Source organism: Shinella sp. 838 (assembly GCF_029623935.1).
Lineage (GTDB): Bacteria > Pseudomonadota > Alphaproteobacteria > Rhizobiales > Rhizobiaceae > Shinella.
Genome location: NZ_JARSBQ010000004.1, coordinates 248830 through 260589 on the forward strand (window position 1 = coordinate 248830; position 11760 = coordinate 260589).

Here is an 11760-nt window from a genome sequence, read left to right on the forward strand (position 1 = left end):
ATTCCTCTTTAAAAATCTCCCCAACGGATTTTGCAGGCGCGCAATTCAAGTCTCTTGACATAAATTCAAGTCACTTGAATAATGCCTCTCGTAAATTCCGGTTGCCGCCAACGGCATCAAACAAGGGGAACATCAAAATGGGTCGGACCAAATATCTCCTCGGCTGCGCTGCAGCCGTTGCCATGACGCTTTCCATGAGCGCCGCAAACGCCTTCGCCGATACGTTCGCGCTCGTCACCATCAACCAGCAGGCGCTGTTCTTCAACCAGATCAATGACGGTGCCAGCGCGGCGGCCAAGGAAGCCGGCGCCGAGCTCGTCATCTTCAACGCCAACAACGTGCCTTCTGCCCAGAACGATGCGATCGAGACCTACATCACCCAGAAGGTCGACGGCATCATTCTGGTCGCCATCGATGTCAACGGCGTGAAGCCGGCCATTACCGCCGCCAAGAATGCCGGCATCCCCGTCATCGCCATCGACGCGCAGATCCCCGATGGCGACAACATCGCCTTCGTCGGCGTCGACAACACGGCGGCAGGCGGTGAAATCGGCAAGTTCTTCTCCGATTACGTGAAGAGCGACATGGGCGGCGCGGCCAAGGTCGGCGTCGTCGGCGCGCTCAACTCCTTCATCCAGAACCAGCGCCTCGACGGCTTCAAGGCGGCGGTCGGCGAGGGCGGCCAGAAGGTCGAGTTCCTCAACACCGTGGACGGCCAGAACGTGCAGGACGTCGCGCTTGCAGCGGCGGAAAACCTGATGACCGCCAATCCCGACATGAACGCGCTCTACGCCACCGGCGAGCCAGCGCTGCTCGGCGCAGTCTCCGCCGTCGCCAGCCAGGGCCGCGGCGACTCGATCAAGGTCTTCGGTTGGGACCTGACGAAATCCGCCATCGACGGCATCGACCAGGGTTTTGTCACCGCCGTCATCCAGCAGGACCCGGCCGGTGAAGGCAAGGCCGCCGTCGAAGCGCTCGTCAAGGTGAAGAAGGGCGAGACAATCGAGCCGATCATCAACGTTCCGGTGACGATCGTCACCAAGGCGAACGTCGACCAGTATCGCGACATGTTCAAGTAAGCCGAACCGCCGCTGCCCGGTCCGCTTGGCGGATCGGGCAACCGGAACCTCCTCCAGGGGCCATCGAACATGACCGATAGTGACGTCAGCCGCGTCCGGATGACCGGCATATCCAAGCGCTATGGCGCTTTGCAATCGCTCGACAATGCCTCGCTCAACCTCAAACCTGGCGAAGTGCTCGGGCTGGTGGGCGACAACGGCGCGGGAAAATCCACCATCAGCAAGGTGCTTTCGGGCGCCGTCATCCCCGATACCGGCACGATAGAGATCGACGGCCGGCCGGTTTCCTTCACCTCTCCGGCGGAGGCGCGCGCCGCGCGCATCGAGATGGTCTACCAGGACCTCGCCCTCTGCGACACGATCGACGTCGCGGGCAACCTCTTCCTCGGCCGCGAGCCGAAGCGGCGCCTCGCCGGCGTGCCGATGCTCGACAAGCGAACGATGCACGAGCGGGCGCGCGACATGCTCTCCAATCTCGGTATCGTCATTCCCGACACACGCATGAAGGTGGAGAACCTCTCCGGCGGCCAGCGCCAGTCGATCGCGATCGGCCGCGCCGCGTCCTTCAATCCCTCCGTTCTGATCATGGACGAGCCGACGGCAGCCCTTGCTGTCGCCGAGGTCGAGGCCGTTCTCGAACTCATCCGTACCGTCTCGAAGCGCGGGGTTTCCGTCATCCTCATCACGCATCGGCTGCAGGACCTGTTCCTGGTCTGCGATCGCATCCAGGTGATGTACGAGGGCCGCAACGTCGCCGAGCGGCGCATCGAGGACACCAATATCGAGGATGTCGTCAATCTCATCGTCGGGCGGAAATTCACCGCCCGTTCTGCCGGCAACAATCATCAGGAACGAGGCGCTTCCGCATGAGCTCCGAGCCCAACGCCTATTCCAGCCATCCCCCGCGTCTGCGTGAGGCGACCATCCTCGACAAAATTGTCGCCAATGGCGGCGTCATGTCGATCGCGCTGTTCTTCATCGTCTGCTGTCTCTTCTTCGCGGTGACGACGGATGCCTTTCTCACGGCGCCGAACCTCCTGAACATCATCCGCCAGTCCGCGCCGCTGCTGATCGTCGCTGCCGCCATGACCTTCGTCATCACGACAGGCGGCATCGACCTTTCCGTCGGCTCCGTCCTGGCGCTGACCGCCACGCTGTCCGCTGCCGCCCTGCAGGCCGGCGTTCCCTGGCCGCTCGCCATTCTGCTGATGCTCGCACTCGGCGGCACGGTGGGGCTGATTCAGGGCTATTTCATCGCCTACGAACGCATTCCCGCCTTCATCGTCACGCTCGCCGGCCTTTCCGTCATCCGCGGCTTCGCGCTTCTGATCACCGGCGGCTATTCGATCCCGATCGAACCGACGAGCCCGTTCGTCGCCATCGGCAGGGCCTGGATCCTCGGCATTCCGGCGCCGGCGCTCATCGCCATCGTCGTGCTGATCGTCGCCTATATCGCCTTCAACGAGACCCATTTCGGCCGCTACGTCACCGGGGTCGGCGCCAATGCGGAGGCGACGCGCCGGGCCGGCGTCAACACGCAGCGCATCATCCTCTGGGTCTATGTCCTGTCGGGTGCAGCTTCGGCAGCGGCTGGGGTCATCCTCTCTGCCCGTCTCGGCTCCGGCTCCTCGAATGCGGGGCAGGGATTCGAGCTCGATGTCATCGCGGCCGTGGTGCTTGGCGGCACCAGCCTGTTCGGTGGGCGAGGCTCGCTCGTCGGCACGATCCTCGGGGCGCTGACGGTCGCGGTTCTGGCGAACGGCCTCATCCTGTCGCATCTTTCGCCCTTCTTCACACCCATCGTCACCGGCTTCATCATCCTGGTCGCGATCTGGCTCAATTTCCGCCTCTTCAAGGGCGGGGCGAGGGGACGCTGACATGCTCGACCACCTCTTTGCCGAGGAGCCGAGGAAGCGCCATCCCATCGGCGTGAAGTCCGGCACCGCAATGACCGTGACCGGCCCGATCCCCGTCGACGACCTCGGCGTGACGCTGATGCACGAGCATATCTTCCTCGACGGCGCGCGCAGCTGGATCTGCCCCTGCCACCCCGACGAGAAGGCGATCGCCGAGCAGAAGGTTTCCATCGAGATCGTCGGTGACCTCCGGATGAACCCCTACATGAACCGGGACAATGTCTCGCTCGATGACGGGGACCTGGCGCTCAGCGAGTTGAAGCGTTTCCAGGGGCTGGGTGGCTGCACGGTGGTGGAGACGACGAATTTCGGCATCGGCCGCGACGCGGCCGGCCTTGCCCGCATCGCCCGCATGTCCGGGCTGCGCATCGTCATGGGCACCGGCTTCTACCTCGAACACACCCATCCCGACTGGCTGAAGGCGATGGACGTGGAAGAGGTGACGCAGTTCATCGTCGCGGATGTCGGCGGCGGCGAGAGCCAGCCGGAGATCATGGCGGGTATCATCGGCGAGGTCGGCGTCAGCCGGAACTTCACCGCCGAGGAGGAAAAGTCGCTGCGCGCCTCGGCGCGGGCGGCGCGCATCACCGGTCTGCCGCTCTCCATCCACCTGCCCGGCTGGGAGCGCCTCGCACACCGCGTGCTCGATGTGGTGGAGGAGGAGGGGGCCGATCCCGCGCATACCGTGCTCTGCCACATGAACCCGAGCCACGGCGACCCAGACTACCAGATGGCGCTCGCAAAGCGCGGCGCCTTCCTGGAGTATGACATGATCGGCATGGACTACTACTATGCCGACCAGGACGCCCAGTCGCCGTCCGACGAGGAGAACGCCCGCGCCATCGCGTCGCTCGTCGACAAGGGGTTTGCCGACCGTCTGCTGCTCTCGCAGGACGTGTTCCTCAAGATCATGCTCACCCGTTACGGCGGCTTCGGCTACGGTTATATCCTCAAGCATTTCCTGCCGCGCCTGAAGCGGCATGGCGTCGAGCAGGCGGCGATCGACCGCATGCTGATCGACAATCCGAAATCCGTTTTCTCCGCCGCGCATTGAGCGCCGGCCAACCGTTCAAGGAGTTACCATGACCAAGAAGAAAGTGCTGCTCGCCGGCGAATCCTGGGTGTCGACCGCGACCCATATCAAGGGCTTCGACCAGTTTCCGACCGTCACCTACCACACCGGCGCCGATGAACTCTTGAAGGCGCTGAAGGACAGCCCGTTCGACGTCACCTTCATGCCGGCGCACGAGGCGCAGAAGGAGTTTCCGAACACGCTGGAGGGCCTTGAGGCCTATGACGCCATCGTGCTCTCGGATATCGGCGCCAACACGCTGCTCCTGCATCCCGACACCTGGATCCATTCCCGCCGCACGCCGAACCGCCTGAAGCTGCTGCGTGACTACGTCGCCAAGGGCGGCGCGCTCCTGATGTTCGGCGGTTACTATTCTTTCCAGGGCATCAATGGCGGCGCGCGCTTCCGCAACACCGCCGTCGAAGAAGTCCTGCCCGTCTCCTGCCTCTCGGTCGATGACCGAGTCGAGGTGCCGGAGGGTTTTACGCCCGTCGTGTCAGGCGATGCGTCGCATCCGATCCTGTCGGGCATTTCCGGCGAGTTCCCCTACCTGCTCGGCTTCAACGAAGTGACGCTGAAGGACGGCGCCAACCAGCTGATGACGGTTTCCAGCGAGTACGGCTCGTTGCCGCTGCTCGTCACCGGCACCTATGAAAAGGGCCGCACGCTGGTCTGGACCTCCGACGTCGGCCCGCACTGGCTGCCGCCGGAGTTCATCGCCTGGCCGGGCTACAAGACCCTGTTCGAGCAGATGCTCGCCTGGGCGACGGACTGACCGGAGAGCCCAGGAACGCGTCCCATGACCATTCACGTCGTCGGCAATGTCTGCATCGATACGAGCTTTCGCCTGGAGCGCTTGCCGCTGCCCGGCGAAACGTTGAATGCGACCGCTGCCGGCGACGGCCCGGGTGGCAAGGGCGCCAACCAGGCGGTCGCCGCGACACGCACGGGGGCCGCGGTGGCCCTCTGGGCGCCGGTCGGCCGCGATGCGGCGAGCGACTGGGTGGAGAGGCGGATCGCCGCCGAAATCCCGGCGCTTCACCTCCTGCATCTCGATTTGCCTTGCGACCGCTCGGTGATCATGATCGACCGTGACGGCGAAAACGTCATCGTTACCGCCGCAGCCTGTGCGGAAGCCTTCGACCCGCTCGCCATGACCGCCCTCTGCGACACATGGGCAGCCGGGGACATCCTGCTGATGCAAGGCAATCTCCCGCAGGCGGCGACACTGGCCTGCCTGGCGGCGGCGCGGTCCGCGGGCCTCGTCACGGTCCTCAATCCGAGCCCGCTGCCGGCCGACCCGTTCGATCTTTCGGCGGTGTCGCTCATCGTCGTCAACCGGCCGGAGGCGAAAGCCCTGACCGGCGAGGCCGATGCCGAGCGCGCCGCGCGCCGCCTGCTCGCCATGGGCGCCGGCAGCGCCATCGTCACGCTCGGCAGTGCAGGCGCCCTGCTTCTCGATGAGGGGGCCTCGTCCGGCATCCGCCTGCCGCCCGGAGAGGTGGAGGCCGTCGATGCCAGCGGCGCGGGTGATTGTTTCGCGGGCACGCTGGTGGGCCTTCTTGCCCAGGGGGCATTGCTGCCGGACGCCGCGCTGCTGGCGACACGAGCGGCCGGTATTGCCGTCGGCCGCCCCGGCACGCTCGCCTCCTTCCCGACCCGGGCGGAAATCTCCGCCCTTACCAAGACACTGAAACTGGAAAACGTGTGATCGCCATGAGCAACCCTATCGGACGACAGGACAAGGATACGCTGAAGACGCTTTTCGGGCGCGACAAGCCGGTGATCGGCGTGGTGCACCTGATGCCGCTGCCCGGCGCGCCGCGGTATGACGACGAGGGCGTTGATGCAATCTACGAGCGCGGCCTCTCGGATGCGCGCGCTTACCTCGCCGGCGGCTGCGATGCGCTGATCGTGGAAAACCACGGTGACGTGCCCTTCGCCAAGCCTGACGATATCGGTCATGAAACCTCCGCCCATATGGCCGTCATCGCCGACCGCATCCGCCGCGAACTCGGCCGGCCCATCGGCATCAACGTGCTCGCCAATGCGGCAATCCCGGCGCTTGCCATCGCCTCGGCGTCGTCGGCCTCCTTCATCCGCGTCAACCAGTGGGCCAACGCCTATATCGCCAACGAAGGTATCGTGGAGGGAGAGTCCGCCCGCGCCATGCGCTACCGCGCGCAGCTTCGCGCCAAGGGTATCCGCATCTTCGCTGACGCCCATGTCAAGCACGGCGCACATGCCATCGTCGCCGACCGGCCGGTGGAGGAGCAGGTCAAGGATCTCGTTTTCTTCGACGCCGACGTCGTCATAGCCACCGGCCAGCGCACCGGCCATACGGCTGATCTCGGCTATATCCGCATGATCAAGGAGGCCGCCTCGCTGCCGACACTGGTCGGCAGCGGCGTCACCCACGACAATGCCAATGACATCCTTGCCGTCGCCGACGGCGTCATCATCGCCAGTGCCCTCAAATATGACGGTGTCTGGTGGAACGCGGTCGATCCAGACCGGGTGAAGCGTTTCATCGCAGGCCTCGGCCGATGAGCCGGCAGCCGGAGGTCAACCCCGCGCGCCTCCTCAGATCCGTTGCCGACTTCGCGGCCATCGGCGCGACACCCGCCGGCGGCGTCAATCGGCAGGCCTTGAGCGTCGAAGATCGTGCTGCCCGGCGGCTCCTCGCCGAACGTGCAATGGCCCGCGGTTTCGGCGTGTTTCAGGATGAAGCGGCCAATCTCTTTCTCCGCCGTGAAGGCCGGGATACGGCGCTGCCGCCGCTCCTTATTGGCAGCCATCTCGACAGTCAGCCGACCGGCGGCCGCTTCGACGGCGCGCTCGGCACGCTCAGCGCCTTCGAGGCGCTGGAGGCGCTCGCCGATGCGGGCATAGAGACGGACCGCGCCATCGAAGTGGTCGCCTTTACCAACGAGGAGGGCAGCCGCTTCTCACCGGGATGCATGGGCTCCATGGCCTTTGCCAGGGCGGGCAGCATGTCCGATTGGCGGGGTGCGCAGGCGACGGACGGTGCGCTGCTTGCCGACGAACTGGCAGCGACGCTCGATGCCTTGCCCCAGGCCAGGGTGCGCCCCATCGGGCACCCGATCTCCGCCTTTGTCGAACTGCATATCGAGCAAGGCCCCATCCTTGAACGCGAGGATGTGCCGATCGGTGTCGTCACCGCTGTTCAGGGCACGAAGTGGCTGGAGGTCGCCTTCTCCGGCGAGGCGGCGCATGCCGGCACGACGCCGCTCGAGTTCCGCAAGGATCCCATGGGGGCGGCTGCGGCCGCCATCGCGCGTATCCAGGACGATATCATGCCTGCCGATCCCGAAGCGCGGCTGACGGTCGGCCGCATTGCTGCCGAGCCCGGCTCCATCAATGTCATCCCCAGCCGGGTCTCCTTTACCGTCGATATCCGCCATCCGGACGCAGCGACGCTAGCAGCGATGGAGCAGCGTGTGAGGGAGGAATGCGAGGGGGCTGGCGAGCGGTGGGGTTGCAGGACGGCCATCCAGCAACGGGTCGATATGGCTCCCGGGCGCTTTGCCCCGTCGGTGACGGCGGCTATCGAGGAGACGTGCCGGGCGCTCGGCATCCGTTGCCGGCCGATGGTGTCGGGCGCTTTCCACGACGCGCTCTTCGTGGGTCGGGTTGCACCGGCGGCGATGATCTTCGTGCCGTGCCGGAACGGCGTCAGCCACAACGAGGCGGAGTTCGTCTCCGACGAACATATCATCGCCGGTGCACGCACCCTGCTGGGCGTCGCGCTTCGCCTCTCGGCCGCCTGAAACCTACCAGCCGGCGAAGTCCGCAAGCAACGCTTCGTCGACACGCCCCGCCGCGACATCGGCGAGCGCCTGGCCGAGGATCGCGACGCCCTCCTGCGCTTCCGCCTCCGTCAAGGTCAGCGGTGGCGTAAACTCCAGCACGTTGGAATTCACGCCGACATAATAGAGCACGAGGCCGAGCTGGAAGGCGCGGTAGACCGTCAGCGCCGTTTGGCGTGCGTCCGTCAACTCGACCCCGAGGGCGAGGCCGCGGCCGCGTACATCGCCGATCAGGGCGTGGCGGGCGGCGAGGCGGTCGAGCGCCTCGCGCAGCACGCGGCCCGTCCGCTCGGCATTTGCCACCAGGTTGTCGCGCTCGATGGTGTGCAGCACGGCGAGCGCCGCCGCGGCGCAGACGGGATTGCCGTGTACGGTCTGCAGCGAAAAGGCGACGGCGTGGTTCAGGATCGCCTCCGGGCCGACCACCGCCGAAATCGGCAGGCCGCCGCCGAGGCCCTTGCCGAAGACGGCGATATCGGGCTCGATGCCGAAATGGGCGAAGGCATTGAAGCGGCCGGTGCGGCCGAGGCCGACCTTCACCTCGTCCGAGACGATGAGGATACCGTGTTGGCGGCAGAGCGCTTCCAACGCTGGAAAGAAGCCGTCCGGTGGAACCAGCATGCCGCCATCCGACTGGATCGGCTCGATGAAGAAGGCGGCGACCTCCTGCGGCGGGACCTCCGTCGCGAAAAGTTTTTCGAGGTGGGCGAGGGCGGCGTCCTTCGCGGCATCCGGGCTGCCGGCGGCGTAGCTGTTGGGGTAGGGTATGAGCGTCAGGTTCTTCGCCCGCGCGCCCTGTTGCGATGGGTGGCCGGAGACGGCCATGGAGCCGACGGTGCCGCCGTGATAGGCGCCGTCGAAGGCGAGGATGCGCGGCCGGCCGGTGGCGGCAACGACCATGCGGGCGACCGTCTCGTTGGCATCCGAGCCGGAATGTCCGAACCAGACGCGGCCGCGGGCGCGCTCCGGCACGAGGGACAGCAGCTTCTCGGCGAGGAGAACGCAGGGTTCGTTGGCGGTGGAGAGGTAGCTTGCGCCCGCCTGGTCGGAGAGCGCGCGGTTTACCGCCTCGCGGATGGCCGGATGCGCATGGCCGAGGCTCGCTGCGCCCCAGGACGCGGCAAAATCGAGCAGCTTTCGCCCGTCGTCGCCGGTCAGATAGGCCCCGTTTCCGCCGACCACCGCCTGCGGAAAGAAGCGCAGATGCGCCATCGTCGAGACCGATCGGCTTTCGCGGGCGTAGAGGCCGGACATGTCGCTCTCCTCGTTATTTGAAGAAGGTCAGGACCTCGTCGAGCTGGACGACGTGGCAGTAGATCATGTTGATGATCTCCAGCTCACGCCGGTGCAGCTCGTCCGTCGCCGCCGCGCCGCAATCGTCGACGACGACCACGCCGAAACTTTCATCCGCAAGGCTGCGCACGGTGGAGGAGACGCACTGGTCGGTGAAGATGCCGCAGCAGATGACGTCCTTGATGCCCATATTGTGCAGGATCAGGCGAAGGTTCGTGCCGGTCAGCGCGCTGTCGGTCGTCTTGGTGATGACGATCTCGTCGGCGCGCGGTTCGAGTTCCGGCACGACCTGGCCCTCGGGCAGTTCCTTCGGCAGCAGCAGGTAGTTGAAGCCCGGTTTCTTCTGGCTCAGCGAGCGGTCGCGGCCATCCGGCTTCTGGCAGGCGATGCGGGCGAAGATGACCTCCACCTGGCGTTTGCGGCATTCCTCGATCAGTCGTGCAGTGTTCGGAATCACCGTGCCCCGCATGCGATCGTAGAAGGGTTGCCAGCGGGCGGTTTCCTCCAGCGTGTCCTTCGGGTCGAGGTAGGTGTTCTGGATATCGATGACGAGCAGGGCCGTCGTATCGGGATCGAGCGTAATGTCGCCCGGTTCCTCGGCATAGGCATAGTAGAAGGAACGGTAGGCGGTTTTCCAGCTCACGACGAAAACTCCTTCTTGCGGCGGGTGCGGGTGAGGATGTGGCCGATCTCGCGGTTCGGGAAGAGGCCGCCGGGCTTGACGATCATCACGGCGATCATGGCGAGTGCCAGCACGATCTCGGTGAGACCGACGACCTGGCCGGCGCCGATGGCTGTGGCGTTCAGCGCGCTTTCGGTGCCGCGCAGGCCCTCATAGGCGAAGGTGATGAGGATCGCGCCGGCGACGGCGCCCGTCACCGTGTTCGCCCCGCCGATCACCAGCATGGTGACGATGAGGAAGGTTTCCTTCAGGTAGAAGGCTTTCGGCGCGAAGGAGGTGATGAAGTGGCCCCAGAGCGCGCCGCCGATGCCGGCGATGAAGGCGGCGAGGATGAAGGCGCGCCAGCGCAGGCGCGGGATATCGGCGCCGAGTGCGGCGGCGGCCACTTCGTCTTCCCGCGAGGCGCGCAGAAGCTTGCCGGTGCGCGATTCCTTGAAGAGGAGGGCGACGACGATGACGATGGCCGCGATGATGGCGGCGAGCGGCATGTCCGTCGTCTTCGGCAGGCCGAAGAGCGTGCGCGGCCCGTTGGTGATCGCGCTCCAGTTGTTCATGACCGTGTAGAGCACGACGAGCAGCGCGAAGGAGGTGATGACGGCCGCGGCATCCGAGAGCCGCATCAGTGGATAGGCGACGACTGCCGCCACGAGCGCGGCGACGACGCCGGCCGCGAGCATGGCGAGGAACGGCGAGACTTCGACGACCTTCAGGAAGTCATAGAGATCCGGCAGCGCCATGCCCTTCATCTGCGCGGGAATGGTCAGCACAGCGGAGGTGTAGGCCCCGAAACCCATGAAGCCGATATGGGCGAAGGAGAGCAGGCCCGAATTGCCCATGAAGGTCTGCAGGCCGACGACGAGGACCAGCGAGATCAGGAGGTTGGTGGCGATGCGGTCATAGAGGCGAATGCCGAGCATCTGGCTGCCGATGGCGATGGCGGCGACGACAGCGATGAGGATGAGCGCGGTGAGATAGGTGTGTTTCATGGATCCGCTCCTCAGGTCCGCTGCCCGCTCGCCGGACCCTTGATGAGGCCCTGCGGACGCCAGAGCAGGATCAGGATGACGAGGCTGAAGGTGAAGGCGTCGCGGAATTTCAGGAGGTCCTGCGACAGGGTGTAGTTGAGCGTCGTGTCGATGAGTGCCAGGAGGAAACCGCCGACGACGGCGCCGGGAAGGCTGCGCATGCCGCCGATGACGGTGGCGATGAAGGCGACGAGCAGCGGCTCCAGTCCGACGCCCGGCACGACCGTACCGATGCGCCCGATCCAGAGAATGCCGACGACGCCGGCAAGGAAACCGGACAACGCGAAGGCCGAGGAGATGATGAGGTTCGCCGGGACGCCCAGCATGCGTGCCATGGTGAAGTTTGTCGCCGCCGCGCGCATGGCGATGCCGAGCGTCGTTTTGCGCATCAGGAAGGCGACGGCGGCGAGCAGCACGATCGAAGCGGCGATGGTGATGAGGTTGCGCACCGGCGTGATCGCGCCGCCGATCGAGACGGTCTGCGAAAAGATCTCCGGCAGCGGCACGTTGCGTGGGCGCGGGGAGATGAAGAGCAGGGCGGCGTTCTGCAACAGGTTGGAGAAGGCGAAGGAGGTGATCAGGACGGCGGTTACCGATTTGGCGCGCACCGGACGGAAGGCGGCGTAGTCCGTGAGGATGCCGAAAAGCACGGCCATGGCGACAGCGACGACGGCCATGACCAGCCAGGGCAGGCCCGAGCCGCTCGAAAGATACATGGTGTAGCCGGCGACCATGATGAGTTCGCCATAGGCGAAGTTTACGAGGCGCAGGATGCCGTAGATGATGACAAGTCCGAGCGCCATGAGGGCATAGGCCCCGCCGAGGCTCAGGACGTCGATGACGAACTGGATCGCGAAAGCCAT

Annotated in this window: 12 protein-coding genes; 8 read left to right on the forward strand and 4 right to left on the reverse strand. The window is 65.6% G+C overall.

All coding sequences use genetic code 11. From position 1 onward, the window contains the following. Positions 1-137 precede the first annotated feature (137 nt). The 8 genes from P9A16_RS15750 to P9A16_RS15785 all read left to right on the forward strand — a co-directional run bounded on the left by P9A16_RS15750 (position 138) and on the right by P9A16_RS15785 (position 7858). Positions 138-1079, forward strand: a complete 942-nt coding sequence (locus tag P9A16_RS15750; RefSeq protein ID WP_023516084.1) for an ABC transporter substrate-binding protein — start codon at positions 138-140, stop codon at positions 1077-1079. Positions 1080-1148: 69 nt separating this feature from the next. Continuing rightward, a complete protein-coding gene (locus P9A16_RS15755) occupies positions 1149-1949 on the forward strand; it encodes an ATP-binding cassette domain-containing protein (protein WP_023516085.1) in 801 nt (266 codons plus the stop codon). Beyond that, positions 1946-2956, forward strand: a complete 1011-nt coding sequence (locus P9A16_RS15760; protein WP_023516086.1) for an ABC transporter permease — start codon at positions 1946-1948, stop codon at positions 2954-2956. The genes P9A16_RS15755 and P9A16_RS15760 overlap by 4 nt, the downstream gene beginning before the upstream one ends. Before the next feature lies 1 nt (position 2957). Next, a complete protein-coding gene (locus P9A16_RS15765; protein ID WP_023516087.1) occupies positions 2958-4049 on the forward strand; it encodes a phosphotriesterase family protein in 1092 nt (363 codons plus the stop codon). A gap of 28 nt (positions 4050-4077) precedes the next feature. Beyond that, a complete protein-coding gene (locus tag P9A16_RS15770; protein WP_023516088.1) occupies positions 4078-4842 on the forward strand; it encodes a glutamine amidotransferase in 765 nt (254 codons plus the stop codon). Between the two features lie 24 nt (positions 4843-4866). After that, the gene (locus P9A16_RS15775; RefSeq protein WP_023516089.1) at positions 4867-5778 is read left to right on the forward strand and encodes a ribokinase; all 912 of its coding nucleotides are present in this window, start codon (positions 4867-4869) and stop codon (positions 5776-5778) included. 5 nt (positions 5779-5783) lie between these two features. Next, on the forward strand, positions 5784-6617 hold the full coding sequence (locus tag P9A16_RS15780) for a BtpA/SgcQ family protein (RefSeq protein WP_023516090.1): 834 nt from the start codon (positions 5784-5786) through the stop codon (positions 6615-6617). Beyond that, a complete protein-coding gene (locus tag P9A16_RS15785) occupies positions 6614-7858 on the forward strand; it encodes a Zn-dependent hydrolase (protein ID WP_024271387.1) in 1245 nt (414 codons plus the stop codon). Before P9A16_RS15780 ends, P9A16_RS15785 begins: the two co-directional genes overlap by 4 nt. A gap of 3 nt (positions 7859-7861) precedes the next feature. Here P9A16_RS15785 and P9A16_RS15790 read toward each other — a convergent pair whose 3' ends face one another. Genes P9A16_RS15790 through P9A16_RS15805 form a run of 4 tightly spaced genes read right to left on the reverse strand, consistent with a single transcriptional unit; the run spans position 7862 to position 11760 of the window. Then, positions 7862-9151, reverse strand: coding sequence for an aspartate aminotransferase family protein (locus P9A16_RS15790; RefSeq protein ID WP_050744785.1), 1290 nt, complete (start codon positions 9149-9151; stop codon positions 7862-7864). Positions 9152-9164: 13 nt separating this feature from the next. Further along, entirely contained in the window at positions 9165-9833 is a 669-nt protein-coding gene (locus tag P9A16_RS15795) for a cysteine hydrolase family protein (protein WP_023514872.1), read from the reverse strand. After that, positions 9830-10858 (reverse strand): branched-chain amino acid ABC transporter permease, encoded by a 1029-nt coding sequence (locus P9A16_RS15800; RefSeq protein WP_024271384.1) that lies wholly within the window; start codon positions 10856-10858, stop codon positions 9830-9832. The genes P9A16_RS15795 and P9A16_RS15800 overlap by 4 nt, the downstream gene beginning before the upstream one ends. Positions 10859-10869: 11 nt before the next feature. Further along, a complete protein-coding gene (locus tag P9A16_RS15805) occupies positions 10870-11760 on the reverse strand; it encodes a branched-chain amino acid ABC transporter permease (protein ID WP_023514870.1) in 891 nt (296 codons plus the stop codon).